This window comes from Verrucomicrobiia bacterium (assembly GCA_035946615.1).
GTDB lineage: Bacteria > Verrucomicrobiota > Verrucomicrobiia > Limisphaerales > UBA8199 > DASYZB01.
In genome coordinates, this window is the sequence record DASYZB010000015.1 from 1 (window position 1) to 19,107 (window position 19,107).

Genomic DNA, 19,107 nt, shown 5'->3' on the forward strand with positions numbered 1-19,107 from the left:
AGAACTTATTGAGATACGACGCGAACGAAAGCGCAACCGTATTAAGGGGAGCATACTCGTCGCCGGCCTTTTCACTTTGGGGACTTCTATCATTTTCGGAGGGATGGACCCAGCAAACCAAGGCCGAGTCTTCGTGCCTGCCCGCGAGATTCTCCCTCGCTTGCCGGGAACGATTGCCTTGGGCGCAGTGTTTGGGTTGCTATCTTACATCTTTAATCAGCGAAAGAAGCCGACAGTTGTGTGTCCCAAGTGTGGCACGGTTAAATACGCGGACGATTCTCCACAGTGCTCCTGCGGTGGGCACTTTGAGAATATTGACGATATGAAATGGGGATGAGACATAACGAACACGATGGACTGGGTGCCGGGTTCGCAGTTTTGTGCGCGTTCGGACATGTTTGGTCCGGCACCAACCAGCGCGAACGTCGGCGCACTCGATCCCTGTGAAATTCCTCAAACTCTCATTCGTGTTTGGTCGTCTTCATCTGTTCGTGGCTTCCTAATTTCAAACGGCATTTCGGACCCCATGCCCTCCATGCTCACCCAACTCATCACAGTCAAAGCCCGCCTCTCCATCCTCGACTCCGACACATCCCAGGACCCCCTTCTCACCAACGCCCTCAAAGCTGTCTCCGCTCGTTTCGATAAAGAAACCAACCGCACCCTCGGCGTCGAATACAAACAATTCTCCCTTCTCCCCCTGCTCCCCGATGTCTCCAAAACCCTCCAGCATTATGTCCGCTGGGCCATTTAGCACCCCACGCGCCACCAGGGAAATGGGTCAAGTCCCTATTGCCCCGGCTACGTTCCGGTGCAATTTAGCTAGTCAAATCCGCCGGGGTGGGGCAGCTTTGGTAGCGGGTTATGAGCGAGCTTAAGGTTATTCAAGCAGCCCTTGAACGAGCTGCGCGGCGCCATCGCTGGGCTCGAGCTGTGCGCGGGTTGTCTTACGGCCTGCTTATCGGGTCTCTCGCCTCGCTGCTCCTCATTGCCGCCTTCCATCTCTTTCCCCTTCCATTATGGACGTTGCGGGCTGCGGCTGTGATTCCTTTTCCAGCAATGCTCGTGGGTTTCCTCTCGGGCGGCTGGCGCAAACCATCTCTTGCCCAGGTTGCTCGCTGGATCGATGGCCGCCAAAAACTCCAGGAACGGCTCAGCACCGCCTGGGAAGTTGCGGTTGAAAACAACACGCAATCTGCCGAAAACTGGGGCCAACTGGTTGTGGCGGATGCTGCACGACATGCTAAAAATCTCGACCCACGCCGCCTGTTGCCGTTGCGCTTGCCGCGGGTGACCCGCTGGGCGCTGGTCGTTTTGGCCCTGGGTGCCGGCTTGGGGTTCGTTCCGGAATATCGCAGCAAGACGTTCCTGCAAAAACAGTCCGATGCCGCCACCATCAAGGAGACGGGCCGCCAGCTTGCCGAGTTGACCCGGCACAGCCTTGAAAAGCGGCCCCCGGCGCTCGAGCCCACGCAAAAGTCGCTCGAAGCGCTCGTCGGTTTGGGCGATACCCTTCAGAAAAAATCATTGACCCGCAGCGACGCCCTTAAGGACCTGGCCAATGTGGCTGATAAATTGAAAGACCAACTCAAGGAACTGGCCCGCGATCCCAGCCTCAAACGGATGGAACAAGCCGCTCGCAATTCTTCCGGAAACGACTCCGCCTCGGGGGCGGGTTTGCAGAAACAAATTGAAGCGCTCCAAAAACAGTTGGGGTCGCCGACGGGCAATCCCGAGGCCATCGATCAGCTTAAGAAGAAGCTCGAACAACTCGAAGAGGCGGCTAAAGGCATGGCTGATAAAAACTCCCCCGGCAGCGAGGCGGAACGGCAGAAGCTGTCTGAATCCCTCTCGGCCCTTTCCCGGCAAGCCCAGGATTTGGGTCTGCAACTGCCGCAAATTGACGATGCGATTAATGCCCTGGCCAGCAATCAAACCGATTTGTTTCTAAAGGACCTCAAAGCGGCGACCACTGACCTTGATAAGTTGCGCGAGATGTCCAAGAGCCTGCAGCAGCTTCAGCAGCAGGTCGAGAAGCTCGGAAAAGACCTCGCCGAACAGCTTAAAAATGGGCAGCCGGAGGCCGCGCAACAGACGCTGCAAAAAATGATCAGCCAATTGCAGTCCGCCAATCTCTCTCCCGAGCAGCTTCAGAAGATGCTCAACGAGGTCTCGAAAGCCGTCAATCCGGCGTCCAATTACGGCACGGTCGCCGAGCATTTGAAAGCCGCTGCTCAAAAGATGCAGAGTGGCAATCGACCCGGCGCCGCTCAGTCTTTGGCTGAGGCATCCAAGGAGCTGGACAAACTCATGCAACAGATGGGCGATGCCCAGCAAATGGAGGCCAGCATCGATGCCCTCAACCAGGCCTCCGCCTGTATCGGCACCGGCCAGTGCTGGCGCCTTGGTCCGCCACGCCCCGGCAAAGGCGGCAAGCCCGGCTCAGGCGTCGGCACCTGGGCCGATGATAATACCTCCTGGAATGGGCAGTCCACAGCCGGGTGGGACAACTCGGGCGTCATGCGGCCAGACGAGGACCCGCGCGGCCAGTCGGACCGTCCACAGGATGATACAAAGGATGCCCTAAAGCCCACCAAAGTGCGCGGCCAGTTCTCTCCCGGCGGCCAGATGCCCAGCATCACCCTCAAAGGCGTCAGCATCAAAGGCCAAAGCAAAGTGGCCTACGAAGAGGAGGCCACCGCCGCGCAGTCTGATGCCCAAAGCGCCTTGAGCGAGGAAAAGGTCCCCCGCGCCTATCAGGGCGCCGTGAAGGAGTACTTTGATGACCTGAAGAAATGACCACTGAAGAACAAATCCAGGCATTCACCGATACCTACGCGGCCCTCCGCGCCGAAATCGGCAAGGTCATTGTCGGCCAGGAGCAGATTGTCGAGGGGACGCTCACTGCCCTGTTTGCAGGCGGGCATGTGCTGCTTGAGGGCGTTCCTGGTTTGGGCAAGACCCTCCTCGTCCGCACTCTGAGCGAGGTGCTCGACCTCTCCTTCAACCGCGTCCAATTTACCCCCGACCTGATGCCCGCCGATATCCTCGGCACCAACATCGTTATGGAGACCCAGGGGGGCCGCCGCGAGTTTCAGTTCCAGCGCGGCCCAATCTTCGCCCACCTCATCCTGGCCGATGAAATCAATCGCGCCACGCCAAAGACCCAATCGGCTCTCCTCGAAGCCATGCAGGAGCACCAGGTCACCGCCGGTGGTGAACTGCGCCCGCTCGACGAGCCGTTCTTTGTCATGGCAACTCAGAACCCCATCGACCAGGAGGGGACCTATCCCCTTCCCGAGGCTCAGCTTGACCGCTTCTTTTTCAAAATCCTCGTCGGCTATCCCTCGGCGGACGATTTGACCGAGGTCCTCAATCGGACCACCGGCGGCATACGCACCCAGGTCGGACGCGTCCTGGACCGCGATTCGCTAGCGGCTCTCATGAATTTGGTCCGCCAGGTCCCGCTTGCCTCGCACGTTCGCGATTTTGCCGTCCGCCTTGTTCTGGCGACCCATCCCAAGACGGACACCGCTGCACCCGTTGCCACCCAGTACCTCCGCTTTGGCTCCAGCCCGCGCGGCGGCCAGACCCTCGTCCTGGCCGGCAAGGTCCGCGCCCTCATCCAGGGGCGCTTCAACGTCAGCTTCGACGATATCGAAGCGGCAGCCCTTTGTGCCTTGCGACACCGCCTAATCCTCAATTTCGAGGCGGAGGCCGAGGGGATAACAACCGACCACATTATCGCCCAGGTCTTGAAAGATGTGCCGAGGGATATCGCGGCGGTCAGTGTGTGAGGACATGTTCGACAATTGCCCGAGGCTGCCTTTCCTCCTCGTTCTCGTCCTCCTCCTCGTCCTCGGTTTTTTACAGGTTTCGACCACGAAAACGATGCGAGTGATTTCCCAAACACGCTCTAAGGGTCGTGCCACGAAATTCGCGTCGTGCGCGCCGGCAGACCTTCGCGTACCCTGTTGTTAAGCCACAAATGCCTTCCAATCTCCAGCAATGGGAGCAGCGGCTTCGGCAAATGGAGGAGTGCAGCAGTATTGCTGACTTGGTTCGCAAGTTTGGGGAGGCACCCCACAAGGTGCCGGAGGAGGGTTTTGAGATTTGGCATTACCCGCTGGGAACTGACTCCAGTATGCTCTACAGCATCCATGTTTCAGTATGGCCGGACCAGTCTAGTCAGATTTACATCCACACGGAGCCAACTGATGTTCCTGATACTCCGCGGCGGAATCCGTTTTGGGCGTTTTGGAGGAGCCGAGCATGACTCCGTGGCATAACCCGTCGTGGCAGCCGACTCCGGGATTCCACCTTGTTGCTTGTTCTGCGCCGTTGGCCCGGAGCGGCTGCACTCTGCGTTTTCCAAACCGCGCGCCCCAATCGCCAATCGCCAATCGCTGATCTAATGCCCAATACCTTCCTGACGCCCGAACTCGTGCGGCACCTCGAGCAATTCCAACTCCTGGCCGCGCGCCGCGCCAAAAGCTCCGCCAAAGGCGAGCGTCGCAGCCGCGATCGAGGCCAATCCGTCGAGTTTGCCGATTATCGCACCTATGTTCCGGGAGACGATTTCCGCTACCTGGATTGGAACCTCTATGGCCGGCTTGAACGCTTATTCCTCAAGCTCTATGAAGAAGAGCGCGAGTTGCCCGTCCGCATCTTTCTCGATGCGAGCGAATCGATGACCTTCGGCGAGCCGCGCAAGTTCGATTTTGCCCGGCAGGTTGCTGCCGCGATTGGCTACGTTGCCCTCTGCGGGTTTGACCGGGTCAGCGTCATTCCCTTCCCCTCTCTGGGCGAGCAGGTTTCGAACAACCTCGCTGCGAGCCTTGCCGAGCGCGCAGCCCGGGGCGCCTTGCGCGCCATGCGCGGCAAAAAGTCCGCCCTGCAGTTCTTTCAAAACCTCGGCGCATTGACCGCAGGCGGACCCGCAGATTTTAACCAGACCCTGAGGCGCGGCGCCCTCGAGGCTCGGCACACTGGCCTCGCGGTTGTCTTGAGCGACTGCCTCGACCCGGCCGGCTATGAACCCGGATTAACGGCCCTTGTTGGCCGCGGTTTCCAAGTCGATCTCGTCCAAATCCTGGCCCCCGAAGAGCTCGCTCCGGCCACTTTCGGCGACCTGCGCCTGGTGGATTCCGAAACCGGCGCCATGCAGGAGGTCACTTTTGGCCGCTATCGTCTGAAGGCCTACCGGCAAGCCGTTCAGAATTATATCCAGCGCTTGCGTGAGTTTTGCCGGGGGCGCGGCATCACCTTTTTTACCGCCCCTTCGAACACATCGCTCGAAGCCCTCCTGCTCAAACAGCTTCGCCAGGCGGAGGTTTGGGCCTAAACACCGCGCTTAAATGCACTTTCTCGCCCCAGCCGCTTTCGCGTTTGCCGCCACGATTCCCGTGGTGATTGTGTTCTATTTGCTCAAGCGCAAGCGAGTGGTCAAGCTGGTCTCCAGCACCATTCTTTGGCAAAAGTTCCTGGCTGAAACCCAGGCCAGCGCCCCGTTCCAGAAACTTCGCAAGAACTGGCTGCTCATCCTTCAAATCCTCTTGCTGCTCCTGGCCGTCCTCGCTTTGTCCCGGCCCTATTTCGCCGCCAAAATGAAACCGGCCCAATTGCGCGTTCTCATCCTGGATGCTTCCGCCTCCATGCAAGCCACAGACGAGTCCCCTTCGCGTTTCGAAAAGGCCCGCGCCGAGGCCCTCAAATGGGTCGATACCCTGGCCAACAACGAACAAATGGTCGTCGTCCAGGCCGGCGCCAACACCGAGGTCAAACAGTCGGCCACGGGCGAGAAAGCCGCTTTGCGCCGCGCCCTTCAGGCCTGTGTCTGTTCTGACGGGCCCACCCGCCTGGTGCCCGCCCTGCGTATGGCCGAGTCTCTCGTGCGCGACCAGCGCGGCGCCCAAATTCACCTCTTCAGCGACGGCGCGGTGCCCGACCTGAGCGAATTTGAAAACAAAGCCCTCCCGCTGGTCTATCACAAGGTCGGGCACAGCTCGAATAACGCCGGCATCACGGCCCTGGATGTCCGCGCCAACCCCGAGAACGCCCGCCAGCGCGCGGTTTACGTCAGCATCGCTAATTCTTCATCCAATAGCCTCCAGACCGATCTCGAACTGCTCTTCGAGGGGCATTTGCTGGAAACGCGCCCGCTGACCCTTCCTGCTGGGGCAACCACCCCTCAAGTCTTCCTGGCAACTCAAACGCGCGACGGTGTTTTCAACCTGCGATTGGGCCTTAAAGATGATTTAGCGGCCGATAACCAGGCCAGCATTGTCAGCCTCCTGCCCCGTCCGGTGAAGGTGCTGTTGGTAACCCGCGGAAACCGCTTGCTCGAGAAGGCCCTGCGCGCCGTGCCCAATGTCGAGCTGAGCACCGCCAGCCAATTGCTGGACCCGGCAAGTGGTTTTGATTTTGTGGTGCTGGACGATGTAACTCCCTCGGTTTGGCCCGCCGGCAACGTGCTGGCGATTCACGTCGTCAACACCAATTGGGTCCCGGCGGTCACCCCCGTTGAAGGACCTCCCATTGTCGATTGGAAAAGCACCCATCCACTGCTGCGTTATGCCGGGATGGACAATGTCCAGGTGGCCGAAGGGTTCGAGGCCAAAGTGCCGGCGTGGGCCATTTCCCTGGTGGATTCGCCCCGAGACTCTTTGATTCTGGCGGGGGAATTGGGCCGCCAGCGCATCATCTGGATCGGGTTCGATACCCTTCAAAGCAACTGGCCGTTGCGCATTTCCTTCCCCATCTTCATCGCCAATACCGTCGAGTGGCTCAACCCTGCCAACGCCAGGGGCAGCCAGCTCCTGGTTAAAGCCGGTGACGCTTTCCATCTGCCCCTGGCCCATCCGGAAAAAACCGCGCAGGTCACATTGCCGGGCGGCGCAATCAAAACGTTTAATCTCGATCCCAGCTCCGCGGAGTTTGTTTTTGGGGAAACCTATCGCCAGGGCGAGTACCGGGTGCGCTTGGGCACAAACGAAACGGTCTTTTGCGTAAACTTGTTGGACAGCGCAGAGAGCAACATCACACCACGCGACCAATTGCGCATGGGCCAATACACCACGGTTGCAGCCACCACCATGCAGCGGGCCAATATGGAGCTGTGGCGCACCATGGCATTGCTGGGCCTGGCGGTCCTGCTCATCGAGTGGTGGTACTATCACCGGAGGACCGTTTGAAAGGCGAACCCCGCCAAAGTCGCTGGCCCGCGATTCTCTGGGCGCCAGTCCTCATCCTTATTTTTCTGGGGGCGGTTTGGCTTGCTCACAACGCCAGTAAGCCGCCTGGCAAGGAGGTCGTTGCTTACTGCGCCCAGGACCAGGTCTATGCCGAACCGATTTTCCGCCAATTCCAGAAGCGCACCGGCATCGTGGTCCGCCCGGTTTATGACAATGAAGCCGTCAAGACGGTCGGCGTTGCCAATCGACTTTTGGCCGAACGGGCGCATCCGCAATGTGATGTCTTTTGGGGTAACGAAGAGATGCGCACCCGGCAGCTTGCCGCTCGGGCCGTTTTCCGAGAAACCAACGGCTGGGCCGCCTTCGGATACCGCAGCCGGCGCTTGGTCATCAATACAAACTGGCTCTCACCGGCCTCTGCGCCGCGGTCACTGCTTGATCTGACTAACGCCCTCTGGAAAGGAAAAGTGGCTCTGGCTTATCCCCAGTTTGGCACCACCGCCACTCATCTCCAGGCCCTCCGCCAGCTTTGGGGTCTGGCCCTGTGGCTTTCCTGGTGCCGCGCCCTGGCAGCCAATCATCCCTTCCTGGTGGACGGCAATTCCGTTGTCGTCAAATTCGTCGGCCAAGGCGAAGCGTGGCTGGGCCTGACAGATTCGGATGACATTGCCAGCGGACAACGCGAAGGTTTGCCGATCATGGGCCTTCCCATCAACTCGGAGACCTTGCTCATCCCCAACACGGTCGCTATCACCCGCGGCGCCCCTCACATCCAAGCCGCCCAAGAGTTGTTCGACTTCCTGCAAAGCAAGGAAATCGTCAGGCAATTGGTCACTGACAAGGCCCTTGAAGGCGCCGACCCAAGCGAGGTCTCCACCCCAACCCTCAAGCCCGACTGGGCGCCCTTGCTGCGTGACCTGGACGACGTTACCACCGAATTGAACCGGATTTTTTTGAGATGACAATAATCTTCCTGCGTAATCGCGATTGAATTTTTACCTGCTCACAAACAGTCTGCTGGTCGCCACGCTCTCGACTGTCCTGGCCGTTACGATGGGATTCATCTCGGCCCTATGGCTGGCGAGTTTGAGCGGGCGATGGCGGACCGGGTTCGCAGCCGCAGCGATTATCGCCCTGGCTCTGCCGCCCTTCGTGGTGACCAACTGCTGGCTCCATCTCCTGGGACACACCGGTGTCTGGCGCCGGTTCCTGCCCTTCGACATCTTCTCGCTGGGCGGCGCGGTATGGATTTTGGGACTGCTGCTCTGGCCTATAACATTGTTCGCGGTCTCCAGCTCCTGGCAGCGGCTCGAACCGGCCCAGCTCGAAAGCGACATGCTGGTGAGCGGCTGGCCGCTCATTCGCGCTTTGCTCTTCCCGCTTGCCCGGGGCGCTCTGGTTCAGGCGGCGGTGCTGACCTTTGTCCTGGCACTCAATAATTTCTCCGTCCCCGCTATCTTGCAGGTCAAAGTCTTCCCCGCAGAGAGCTGGATTTTATTCAATACCACCTTCGATTCCTGGGGTGCGTTGCGGATGGCCTGGCCGCTCATAGCGGGGCCCTTCCTGCTGTTACTGTGGCTTTCCCGGCGCCAAATCCCCTGGCCGCACTGGTCGATGCCTGTGCCGGCGCCCCTTTTCCGGCGCCAACTCGGACCGTTGTGGTTTTGGGCTTGCGGCGCCTGCAGCGTCCTTCTGGTCCTGGTGGCCTCTTGCCTGCCCCTGGTTCAAATCCTCTCCGTCAGCCGCACCTGGACCGAGCTGCCCGGGGCGCTGGCCGCCGGCCAAAGCGCCGTCTGGAACTCGTTTTGGTTCGCGGCTGTGTCGGCCACCGCTGTAAGCATTCTGGGGGTGGTGTTCAACTCGTTTTTGCAGCATTCATTCGAGCGCTCGCGGGCGCTTGTTTCCAACGTCCTTTGGTTTCCCTTCCTCACACCCGGGGTGATTCTTGGCATCGGTTTGATCTGGGTATTTAACCGGCCCTGGTCGTCGGTTTTTTATCAGAGCGCCGGCATCGTGCTCGTGGCCTTTGCGATTCGCTACTCGGCGCTGGGCTGGAACGGGGCGCGCCACGCCCTCCAGAGCGTCGATTCGGACCTGATTGATGTAGCGCGTTTGAATGGCACCACGCGCTGGCAAATGTTGCGCCATGTTCATTGGCCTGAGATTGCCCCCCAAATCGTCGCCGGCTGGTATATTGTGTTTCTCTTGTGCCTGTGGGATGTGGAATCAATCATCCTGGTCGTGCCCCCGGGCGGCGAGACCTTGGCCTTGCGCATATTCAATCTGCTCCACTACGGCTACAATGCCCAGGTGAATGCCTTATGCCTCACGCTGCTGGTCCTGGCACTCGTCCCATTGGTTCTTTATCAAGGCTGGCGCCTCTGGATACATTCGCTCAAAGGCGGAGCGCCCCCGCCCCCGGCCACAGCGATGGGCCTCTTATTAATGTTTGCGCTATGTGCCGTTTTGGCCTCCTGCCTTTCCTGCACGCCACAATCCGGTGCCAATGAGGCCCCTTTGAACAGCGCCATCTTCAGCCGTGTGGAGATTATCGGCTCGCGCGGCACCGGTGTCGGTCAGTTGAACAAACCCCGCTCGGTGGCGGTGGACGCTCAGGACAACCTCTATGTCGTCGATATGACGGGCCGCGTCCAAAAGTTCTCGCCGCAAGGGAAGTTTCTTCTCTCCTGGCAGATGCCCCAAACCGACTTGGGCAAGCCCAAGGGGATGGGCCGTGATTGCGATGGCAACATCATCGTCGTCGAGCCGCATTACCAGCGCGTGAATCATTTCTCGACCGACGGCAAACTCCTGCTGCAATGGGGCCGGAAAGGGACCAATTCAGGCCAATTTTCGATGCCGCGTTCCGTGGCCATGAATTCGCGCCGGGAGATATTCATCAGCGAATATGGCATGGCCGAACGTATCCAGAAGTTCGTGTTTGGGGCGGGCGACATTGAGCGCGGGAAAGCCCCTGCTTTCGTTGCCAGTTACGGAAAACCCGGCACAGGCCCCGGCGAATTCAATCGTGCCGAAGGGATATGCATCGCCCGAGACCGGCTGTATGTGGCGGACTCGTGCAACCATCGCATCCAAATCTTTTCAACAGACGGCAAGTTCATCCGCGCTTTTGGGCGGGCCGGGCGCGGCAAGGGCGAATTCAGCTATCCCTACGATATCTGCGTCGATTCGGACGGGCGCCAGTTTGTCTGCGAGTTCGGCAACAGCCGCTTGCAGGTGTTCGATGCTAATGACCAGCCCATCGAGATCATCGGCGGCCCCGGCGTCCTTCCGGGCCAGTTTAGCAATCCCTGGAGCCTTGCCCTGGATTCGGCTGGGAACCTGTACGTGGCCGATTCTCAAAATCACCGGGTGCAGAAGTTTATCCGGAAATGAATTTCCAATTCACCCATCCCTATCATCTGCTGCTGCTGATTCCGGCGTTGGGCTGGGTGCTTTGGTTTGGCATCAAGAGCGACGTGCAGGTCAGTTCCTGGAGGCGCTGGACCGCTTTGGTAATCCGGGTGCTCGTTCTGCTGGCCATCGTCTTCGCTATCGCCGGGCTCCAATGGCTCTTGCCCGTCGAGGGCATGAACGTCTTCTTCCTCTTGGACCGTTCGGAGAGCATTCCCTCGCCCCAACAAGAGGCCGCCAGAGAGTACGTCAATAAGACGGCCAAGCTGATGAAGAAGGTGGATAAGTCCGGCGTGATTGTGTTCGGCGCCGAGGCCAGCATTGAATCAACCCCAAACTCGGCAGTCGATCTCCAGAAAGTCCAGGCCGTTGTGGGGGCTGAACGCACAGATTTGGCCGCCGCCATCCGGCTTGGCACTGCCGCCTTCCCTGAAACCGGCCAGAAGCGCCTGGTTCTGCTGAGTGACGGCAACGAGAATGTGGGCGACGCCATGAGCGCGGTCCTCGCCGCCAAACCGCTCGGGGTTACCATCGATGTCCTGCCGATGGGCGTCACACGCGCCAATGATGTTTCAGTCCAAAAGGTCCAAATGCCCGCTCGCCTCAAAAAAGGGCAAGTGTTCGATGTAAAGATTTTCGTGCAAGCGGAAGCGGCCCAAACCGCCACCGTTCGCCTGTATCGCAACGAACAATATCTGGGCGAGCAGAAGGTCGAACTGTCGGCGGGCAAGAACCTTTTCACATTTCCGCAAACTCTGTCGGACCCCGGCTTTTACAGTTACGATGTCCGCGTCGATGCCCCGGGCGACCCGTTGCCTCAAAACAACCGGGCCTCGTCCTTTACGACAGTCTATGGCCAGCCGCGCGTTCTGATTGTCTCGGCGGAGCCAGACCAGGACCGGCAACTGGCCGCCGCCCTGCAGAATTCGCGCATCGAGCTCAGCCTGGTCGGGCTTAAAGGTTTTCCGGGAACGTTGGCCGAGATGCAGAGCTATGATGCCATCTTCATCAGCAACCTCGCCGCCGGCGATTTGGGCAATGACCGCCTCAAGCTGCTCGAAAGCGCCGTGCGCGATTTTGGGGTTGGACTGGTGTGTGTGGGCGGCGACCAAACCTATGCTGCCGGCGGTTATCGCGGCACACCGCTGGAATCCACACTGCCGGTGAACATGGAACTCGACAGCAAGAAGGTCCTGCCCAGTGGCGCCGTGGTGCTCATTATGCACGGCATGGAATTCAATGACGGCAACCAGGTCGCTCGCGATTGCGCCCAAGGGGTTCTGGCAGCGCTGGGACCGACGGATGAAATGGGAGTGCTGTTGTGGGATGGCGATGAGCATTGGGTCTTTCCGCTGCAAAAGGTCGGCGCCAAAACAGCCCTCGCCCGCCAGATAGCCGGCATGAACCAGGGGGACCTGGGCAGTTTCCAACAGATTATGAGCATGGCCCACGAGGCGCTCAAGAAATCCACGGCGAACCTTAAACACATCATTGTCTTTAGCGATGGCGACCCCGGCCCGCCAAGCCAGGCCCTCATGCAGGCCATTGTAGGGGACCGGATAACCGTCAGCACCGTGCTTATCTCCGGCCACGCGGGGCCCGATACAATGATCTGGATGGCTGACCAGGGCAGAGGCCGCTTTTACAACGTCACTTCACCAAACGACCTGCCCCAGATTTTCATCAAGGAGACCGCTGTCATCTTGAAGTCCGCCATTTACGAGGAGCCGTTCAAACCGCAGGTCCGCTCGATGAGCGAGGTCGTGCGCGGGATTAGCGCAGCGGATTATCCCCCGTTGCTGGGCTATGTCGCCACGACCCCTAAAGCCCGCGCTGAAACACCCCTCTGGACCGATAAAGGCGACCCCCTCCTGGCACACTGGCAATACGGCCTGGGCCGGGCTGTGGCTTTCACCTCCGATGCCAAATCGCGCTGGGCAAAGCTCTGGCTGAATTGGGACAAGTACCGCCAGTTCTGGTCGCAGATTGGACAATGGAGCCTGCGCCGGCTCGACAGCGCCGATTTCACCACCGACGTCACCGTTGAGAAAGGAGAAGGCCTAATCAATGTCGAGGCGCTCGACGACCAAGGCAACTACCGCAACTTTCTCAATTTGCAAACCGCCGTCGTCAGCCCAAAAGGCCAACGCCAGATGGTGCGCCTCGAACAGACCGGCCCCGGGCATTACGAAGCCCATTTTCAAACCAAGGACGTCGGCGCTTACTCGCTGAATGTAATGGACATCAAAGACAATAAGGTCCGAGCCTCTCAATTCGTCGGGGCGAGCGTTAACTATTCGCCCGAGTTCCTGGCCATTGGCCCAAATTTCAATCTCTTGCGGCGCATTGCCGTGAGCGGCGGTGGGAAGATACTGGACCCGGCAATTCCAGGTCTCGACCCCTTCGATCATGACCGCAAGAAGACCTTCCAGCCGCGCGACTTGTGGGAAACGCTTCTGCAGTTTGCCCTCCTCTTGTTTACGATAGATGTCGGGGTGCGCCGCATTCAGATCGAGCCAGACCAGTGGCAACGCGCCTGGCAAATCATACGGAGCCGGGTCTTTTTCTGGCGCGGTGCGGCGCGGCCGGCTCAAGCCGAAGAATCTCTTGCCGCCCTCCTGGCACGCCGCGACCAGGTACGCTCGACCCGGAGTGCCCAACCCCAGGAACCCAGCCCGGACCTGTTCCGTCCGGAGCACACCCCGGCTGAGCCGCTGCACGACAAACCGATTGCCGGCCCAGCCCAGCCCGGCTCCCCAGAAGCCCCCCCAAGCGCAGCGCCAGCCCCGCCCGAGCAACCGGCCCCCAGCACTACCAGCCGTTTGCTGGAAGCCAAGCGCCGCGCCCAACGGCGAAAAGGGTAATTGCCGACATCTCCATTCGACTGGGGCCAGGATGCCGATGGGAGTCGGGTATTTCCCCAATGCGCTCAAAAACCACGCAAAAATACGTTGCGCCGCCGCCTCTGGTATGGCTTTATCCACCGGTCCAACGGGGTTTAGGGCTGTTTTTTCTCCCCGGGAGCGGGCGCTTATGGCAGATTGGCGCGGGACAATTAACAGTGAACCGCCAGCAGATGCAGATTTTTTACTCGGGCAGTGTGCAGGGCGTTGGATTCCGCTACACAGTCAAAGCAGTCGCCGCCGGATACGAAGTGAGCGGCACGGTGCGTAATCTGGCGGATGGTCGGGTCCACTTGGTCGCTGAGGGCAGCCGGGGAGAACTGGAGGCCTTTCGTCAGGCCATACGCGACTCGGGCCTCGATCATTTTATTCGAGACGAGCAGGTCAGTTGGGACGAAGCCAGATCAGAATTTCGCGGGTTTGAAATCGTAAGGTGACATGAAGTTTGCCATCATAGCGGATATCCACGCCAACCTCGAGGCTTTCCAGGTTGTGCTCGAGGATATTAAACAGCAGAGATGCACGCATTATGCCTGCCTCGGGGACATCGTCGGCTACAATGCCAACCCAAAGGAATGCCTCGACATTGTGCGCCGGATGAACATCCCGTGCGTCAAAGGCAATCATGATGAGTACTGCTCGGCAGACGGGCCGTTGGACGGATTTAACCCGGCTGCCGCCGAGGCCGTCAACTGGACCCGCAAACAATTGTCGCCGGAGGACAAATCGTGGCTGCGTGACCTGAAGTACGTGCGGATGGTCACTACCTTTACTATCGTCCATGCCACGCTGGATGGACCTCAGCGCTGGGGCTATGTCTTCGATAAACTCGCCGCCGCCGCCAGTTTCACTTACCAGAATACCGGCGTCTGCTTCTTCGGCCACACGCATGTCCCGGTGGCTTTCATCCGCGACAGCATGGTCCGCGGCGGGACCTATTCCAAATTCAAGATCGAAGCCGGCAAGAAGTACTTCATCAATGTCGGCGCCATTGGCCAGCCTCGCGATAATAATCCCAAGGCCGCTTATGTTGTCTATGATGTCGATGAAGGCACCATCGAGTTGCGCCGCCTCGAGTACGATATTGCCGCGGCCCAGAAAAAGATCATTGATGCCGGGTTGCCTCCTCGCTTAGCGGAACGTTTGGCCTTCGGCAAGTGAGGTGAAAATCCTCATTCTCAAACCCAGTTCGCTGGGTGACGTGGTGCAGGCTATCCCAGTGCTGCGCCATATTAAACGCCACTTGCCCGCCAGCCAAATCTTCTGGTGGATCGAAACTCGCCTGGCCCCGTTGCTCGAAGGAGACCCCGATCTGGCCGGGGTGGTCCGGTTTGATCGCCGACGGTGGGCTGCGCCGGGCAATTGGCGCGACCTCTGGACCAGCGTCCAATGGACGCGCCGCCAGGGCTTTGACTGGGTCATTGACCTGCAATGCCTCTTACGCAGCGGGGTCTTCGCCTGGCTCGCCAACGGCGCTCTCACCGTCGGTCTGGATGAACCCCGCGAGGGCGCGCGTGGGTTCTATGATGCCGTCGCCACCCGCCCTTCCTTTCATACGCACGCCGTCGATTGGTACTTGAGGGTGCTTCCGCTGCTGGGAGTCCCAAGGGCCCCGGCCTTCGAATGGCTGCCGCCTCGGCCCGAACACGCCGCTGCTATCCGCCAGAAATGGCCAATCGATGCTGCCCGCTGGATACTCATTCAGCCGGGCGCCCGCTGGCTTAATAAACGCTGGCCTGCCGAATCGTTTGCCCGGCTATTGCGGCGCCTGGCTGAGTTGCCGTCTGAATTTCGATTCGCCGTTTTGGGTGGGCCCGAGGACATGCCTTTGGGCGAACTGCTCTCGAGCGCCAGCCCGCAACGCTGCCTGGATTTGACCGGCCGCCTTTCGCTGGGCGAAATGGTCGAGTGGATACGGCGTGGCGAACTCATCGTGACCAATGACACCGGCCCGATGCACGTGGCCGCCGCTTTACAGCGGCCAGTGGTGGCCTTGTTTGGACCGACAGAACCGCGCCGAACAGGGCCTTATGGGCAGCTCGACCATGTCTTGCAATTGCGGTTGTCCTGTGTCCCTTGCATGAAATCACGCTGCCATTATTTCAAACCATTCGAATGTCTCCGCGCTTTGAGCCCTGAAGCGGTGCTGAAAGCCGTTGAGATGCGGCTTCAGTAATTGTTTCTGCCTCTGCCTTTCTGCCTTTCTGCTTGCTCCTGCGGGGCGTCTGTTTAGAGTAGTCTGATGAAAGTTTCCGGCCTTTGCCTGCTCCTCCTGAGTGGTTCGCTGCTCGCTGCTCGCGCCCAGGTCACCGTCCAGGTGACCCAGGACCAACTCCAGTTTTTGCAAGGCGAGACCTTGCCGGCAGCCGTGCGCATCACCAATCTTTCCGGGCAAACCCTTCACTTGGGCGCCGGCTCAGATTGGCTGGTGTTCTTTGTGGAAATGCGCGACGGCCCTATCGTGGCCAAACTGGGCGAGGTTCCTGTGGCAGGCGAGTTTGACCTCGAGTCCTCGAAGGTGGCGATTAAACACGTCAATTTAGCCCCTTATTTTTCAATTACTGAGCCGGGACATTACGACGTGATTGCCACCGTCCGCATCCCGCAATGGGGCCGGGAAATTACCAGCGCGCCTCAGTATTTCGATATTATTGATGGCGCCAAGCTGTGGGAGCAGGAGGTCGGGGTGCCCAAAAAACCCGGAGCCCCCGACAGCTTTCCCGAAATCCGAAAGTACATCCTGCAGCAGGCCAATTATCTCAAAGGCGAGTTGCGCCTCTATTTGAGAGTGGTTAATCAATACGGCAAAGTCTTTCGGGTCTTCCAGGTGGGGCCAATCGTCTCGTTTGGCCACCCGGACCCGCAAGTCGATCAGGACAGCAACCTGCACTTGATTTATCAAAACGGCGCCACCTCCTTCAGCTATACGGTCTTCAATCCGGATGGCGATCTGCTCGTCCGCCAGAAGTACGAATACGCCAACACCCGCCCTCGCCTGCGAATGGACCAGGACGGCCACATCAACGTCGTGGGTGGTATGCGGGTTGTCTCGGCTCGGGATGTTCCCGCGCCTAAAACCGCTGATGCCTCCCGCACGACCAACAGTTTGCCGCCCGCAGCGGCATTGGGCAATTCCACCTCTTCACTTGGCCCGGATACCGTCAAGCGCTAACCGCCCTAATCCGCTAATCCGTCAGGTCATCGAGCGACTGAATACTGCTTTGCAGTTCCTTCACAATCGGGGTCGCTCGCACAATAGCATTGGCCTCGGTTTGTCCTGGAAATGATTTCATCGTCACGCGCACCGCCGCGATGGCATCTCCATTTCGATCACGTAACGGCGCGATGACCGAGACGACGCCGTTCTCCTTGCCGTAGTAGGTTTCGCCGCGCGCGATGACTTCCATTTCGGTATGGCTCCCTGGCTGGCCCAGCTCCTTCTCATCCTGGCTGGCTACAACCCGTGTCGTTCGGGGCTCTTTGCCGGGAACATAAATCTTCAACGCAAGCAACCGGTTGTATTTCTTTAGCGCCTTGCGGACCAGTGCGACCGCCGGCGGCTGCAGCGGCGTATAAACGATTTTTGTATCGCCAAAATAGCTCACGGAATCGGATTTGGTCCAAAAAGCGATTTTCCCGCTGGTGAGCGGATTGGCTTTGTCACTGACCGAGATGAGTTGCTTGCCATCCAGTGAACAGGCGATGTCGCTGCCATGGCATTCGATTGTGAGTTGGTGCCACCCCCCGGGCGGGATCGATAGCTGCGGGCCGACCAGGGGTCCCCGGCTGCCATTGAGCACCTTGTAAAACCTAAAATTGTTTCCCAACGAACTGGCCCGCACCACGTAATAGTTCCGCTCGTCCTGCACCCGGAAAGCGATGCCGGCCATCTCCTCGAAGCGGCCATCGACGATTTTAAAGCTCGTGGTCAGCTTGAAATCGCCAAAGGTTTCGTCCTCGAAAATGAGCAAGGGGAAATGCTCATCAGTTGTGTCCCGCGCCAATTGCGCCAGAACGGCCCGTTTGGTGGCGCCACGGCCGCCGGGCGACAGGCGCGCCATCAGCGGCGGCACATCATCCATAACAATCCGCCAATCCCCCGGCTTGCCCTGGCCCGTCACCGCGCTGCGAAAGCCAGGCGGAGTTTGTCCCTCGTTCAACGAGCCAAAATCAATCGTCTGTTCTGCGCCCAACACCGGCAACGCCAGCAAGGCCATCAGGCAATTCAATCCCAATCCCATAAAGCCGGGAGCTTAGCGGGAATGGATAACGATTGCCATAATTTTGCGCCGAGCGAAGGCGGCGACGAGTTGACTCAAATTAAAAGAGCCAGGGGAGGGCAACTGGTGGAAGCAAAGTCGTCAGCCGACCTGCCGACCACCGACCAGCCAATTTTCCCTCGTTCGCCTTCATTTTTTGAGGTAAAGTGGGGGTTATGAAATCAATTTGCCTCTGGCTAGTTACGGGCCTGGCGATGCTCGGACGCGTCCTCGCCGCTGACTTCCAGCCTCATACACTCTCGCTCGGTGCATCCGCCCCTGATTTCAACCTCCCTGGTGTCGATGGCAAAAATCACGCCTTGAAGGACTTCGCACAAGCCAAGGTTCTCGTCGTCATCTGCACGTGCGACCATTGCCCCACCGCCCAGTACTACGAGGAGCGCATAAAACAACTCGTAACAGATTACCAGACCAAGGGCGTTGCGGTAGTCGCCATTATGCCCAACGACCCCAAGGCCATCCGTCTCGATGAACTCGGCTGGACCGACCTCAGCGACTCCTTTCCCGAAATGAAAATCCGCGCCAGAGACCGCCATTTTAATTTCCCCTACCTTTACGATGGCGATGCCGAGGCGGTCGCCCGCTCCTACGGCCCCGCAGCCACACCGCACGCCTTTGTCTTCGACCAGGAACGAAAATTGCGCTATGCCGGCGCCATCGACGACTCCGAAAGAGTACAGAAAGTTCAAAGGCATTATGTCCGCGATGCCATCGATGCCCTGCTCGCCGGAGGCGAACCGGCGGTGACGAAAACCAAAGTCATCGGTTGCTCGACCAAATGGGCCGGCAAAGAAGACTCCGTCCAGGCTTATCTTCAGCAACTAGCGGACGAACCCGTATCGCTTTCTTTGGCATATCCAAATACTCTCAAAGAGTTGCGGCAAAATACCTCCGGCAAGTTCCGCCTGGTGAACTTCTGGGCCACCTGGTGCGCTCCATGCGTTGCCGAATTCGATCAGTTCATCACCATCAACCGGATGTACCGTCATCGCGATTTCGAGTTGGTCACCGTTTCTATCAATGCGCCCGACGAGAAGAAGGACGTGCTCGAATTCCTCAAAAAACACCAGGCCTCATGCCGAAACCTCATTCTCTCCTCTGACCAGCGCGACCCGCTCATGGACGCCTTCGATCCGAACTGGCAGGGCGAAGTCCCTTATACCGTCCTGCTCAATCCCGAGGGCAAGGTGATTTATCAGCAAACCGACAGCATCGATGCGCTCGCGCTGCGGGGGGTGATCGTTTCGTCAATGAACCAGAGAAAGCCCTGGTAACCCCTGGTCAAAACTTGTCGTTAAAAACGCAATAAATGGGTAG

At 59.0% G+C, this 19,107-nt stretch carries 14 protein-coding genes; 13 read left to right on the forward strand and 1 reads right to left on the reverse strand.

Going from position 1 to position 19,107, the window contains the following annotated elements; genetic code table 11:
- Positions 1 to 526: 526 nt before the first annotated feature.
- The 12 genes from VG146_02685 (at position 527) to VG146_02740 (ending at position 16,682) form a co-directional block, all read left to right on the forward strand.
- Positions 527 to 754 (forward strand): hypothetical protein, encoded by a 228-nt coding sequence (locus VG146_02685; protein HEV2391247.1) that lies wholly within the window; start codon positions 527 to 529, stop codon positions 752 to 754.
- A gap of 110 nt (positions 755 to 864) precedes the next feature.
- Positions 865 to 2,799 (forward strand): hypothetical protein, encoded by a 1,935-nt coding sequence (locus VG146_02690; protein HEV2391248.1) that lies wholly within the window; start codon positions 865 to 867, stop codon positions 2,797 to 2,799.
- Positions 2,796 to 3,797, forward strand: a complete 1,002-nt coding sequence (locus VG146_02695; GenBank protein HEV2391249.1) for a MoxR family ATPase — start codon at positions 2,796 to 2,798, stop codon at positions 3,795 to 3,797. Before VG146_02690 ends, VG146_02695 begins: the two co-directional genes overlap by 4 nt.
- A gap of 617 nt (positions 3,798 to 4,414) precedes the next feature.
- On the forward strand, positions 4,415 to 5,344 hold the full coding sequence (locus VG146_02700) for a DUF58 domain-containing protein (protein HEV2391250.1): 930 nt from the start codon (positions 4,415 to 4,417) through the stop codon (positions 5,342 to 5,344).
- 13 nt (positions 5,345 to 5,357) lie between these two features.
- Complete coding sequence (locus VG146_02705; GenBank protein HEV2391251.1) at positions 5,358 to 7,193, forward strand: VWA domain-containing protein; 1,836 nt, start codon at positions 5,358 to 5,360, stop codon at positions 7,191 to 7,193.
- The gene (locus VG146_02710) at positions 7,190 to 8,155 is read left to right on the forward strand and encodes an extracellular solute-binding protein (GenBank protein HEV2391252.1); all 966 of its coding nucleotides are present in this window, start codon (positions 7,190 to 7,192) and stop codon (positions 8,153 to 8,155) included. Before VG146_02705 ends, VG146_02710 begins: the two co-directional genes overlap by 4 nt.
- A gap of 25 nt (positions 8,156 to 8,180) precedes the next feature.
- Positions 8,181 to 10,589, forward strand: coding sequence for a 6-bladed beta-propeller (locus tag VG146_02715; protein ID HEV2391253.1), 2,409 nt, complete (start codon positions 8,181 to 8,183; stop codon positions 10,587 to 10,589).
- Complete coding sequence (locus VG146_02720; GenBank protein ID HEV2391254.1) at positions 10,586 to 13,471, forward strand: VWA domain-containing protein; 2,886 nt, start codon at positions 10,586 to 10,588, stop codon at positions 13,469 to 13,471. The genes VG146_02715 and VG146_02720 overlap by 4 nt, the downstream gene beginning before the upstream one ends.
- A gap of 59 nt (positions 13,472 to 13,530) precedes the next feature.
- Positions 13,531 to 13,947 carry an acylphosphatase gene (locus tag VG146_02725; protein ID HEV2391255.1) on the forward strand — a complete coding sequence of 139 codons (417 nt, stop codon included), beginning with the start codon at positions 13,531 to 13,533 and terminating at the stop codon, positions 13,945 to 13,947.
- Between the two features lies 1 nt (position 13,948).
- Positions 13,949 to 14,671 carry a metallophosphoesterase family protein gene (locus tag VG146_02730; protein ID HEV2391256.1) on the forward strand — a complete coding sequence of 241 codons (723 nt, stop codon included), beginning with the start codon at positions 13,949 to 13,951 and terminating at the stop codon, positions 14,669 to 14,671.
- 1 nt (position 14,672) lies between these two features.
- Positions 14,673 to 15,686 carry a glycosyltransferase family 9 protein gene (locus VG146_02735; GenBank protein ID HEV2391257.1) on the forward strand — a complete coding sequence of 338 codons (1,014 nt, stop codon included), beginning with the start codon at positions 14,673 to 14,675 and terminating at the stop codon, positions 15,684 to 15,686.
- Positions 15,687 to 15,752: 66 nt separating this feature from the next.
- Positions 15,753 to 16,682 carry a hypothetical protein gene (locus VG146_02740; protein HEV2391258.1) on the forward strand — a complete coding sequence of 310 codons (930 nt, stop codon included), beginning with the start codon at positions 15,753 to 15,755 and terminating at the stop codon, positions 16,680 to 16,682.
- Positions 16,683 to 16,695: 13 nt separating this feature from the next.
- On the opposite strand, the gene VG146_02745 is transcribed toward VG146_02740, so the two are convergent.
- Entirely contained in the window at positions 16,696 to 17,751 is a 1,056-nt protein-coding gene (locus VG146_02745; GenBank protein ID HEV2391259.1) for a family 16 glycoside hydrolase, read from the reverse strand.
- 194 nt (positions 17,752 to 17,945) lie between these two features.
- Between VG146_02745 and VG146_02750 the strand changes: the two genes are divergently transcribed.
- Positions 17,946 to 19,064 (forward strand): redoxin domain-containing protein, encoded by a 1,119-nt coding sequence (locus VG146_02750; protein ID HEV2391260.1) that lies wholly within the window; start codon positions 17,946 to 17,948, stop codon positions 19,062 to 19,064.
- The last annotated feature ends 43 nt before the right edge of the window (positions 19,065 to 19,107 follow it).

Bases quoted from the DNA above. Each gene is read 5' to 3' on its own strand.
- VG146_02685 (HEV2391247.1), top strand. From the start codon at position 527: ATGCCCTCCATGCTCACCCAACTCATCACAGTCAAAGCCCGCCTCTCC.
- VG146_02690 (HEV2391248.1), top strand. From the start codon at position 865: ATGAGCGAGCTTAAGGTTATTCAAGCAGCCCTTGAACGAGCTGCGCGG.
- VG146_02695 (HEV2391249.1), top strand. From the start codon at position 2,796: ATGACCACTGAAGAACAAATCCAGGCATTCACCGATACCTACGCGGCC.
- VG146_02700 (HEV2391250.1), top strand. From the start codon at position 4,415: ATGCCCAATACCTTCCTGACGCCCGAACTCGTGCGGCACCTCGAGCAA.
- VG146_02705 (HEV2391251.1), top strand. From the start codon at position 5,358: ATGCACTTTCTCGCCCCAGCCGCTTTCGCGTTTGCCGCCACGATTCCC.
- VG146_02720 (HEV2391254.1), top strand. From the start codon at position 10,586: ATGAATTTCCAATTCACCCATCCCTATCATCTGCTGCTGCTGATTCCG.
- VG146_02725 (HEV2391255.1), top strand. From the start codon at position 13,531: ATGCGCTCAAAAACCACGCAAAAATACGTTGCGCCGCCGCCTCTGGTA.
- VG146_02730 (HEV2391256.1), top strand. From the start codon at position 13,949: ATGAAGTTTGCCATCATAGCGGATATCCACGCCAACCTCGAGGCTTTC.
- VG146_02740 (HEV2391258.1), top strand. From the start codon at position 15,753: ATGAAAGTTTCCGGCCTTTGCCTGCTCCTCCTGAGTGGTTCGCTGCTC.
- VG146_02745 (HEV2391259.1), bottom strand. From the start codon at position 17,751: ATGGGATTGGGATTGAATTGCCTGATGGCCTTGCTGGCGTTGCCGGTG.
- VG146_02750 (HEV2391260.1), top strand. From the start codon at position 17,946: ATGAAATCAATTTGCCTCTGGCTAGTTACGGGCCTGGCGATGCTCGGA.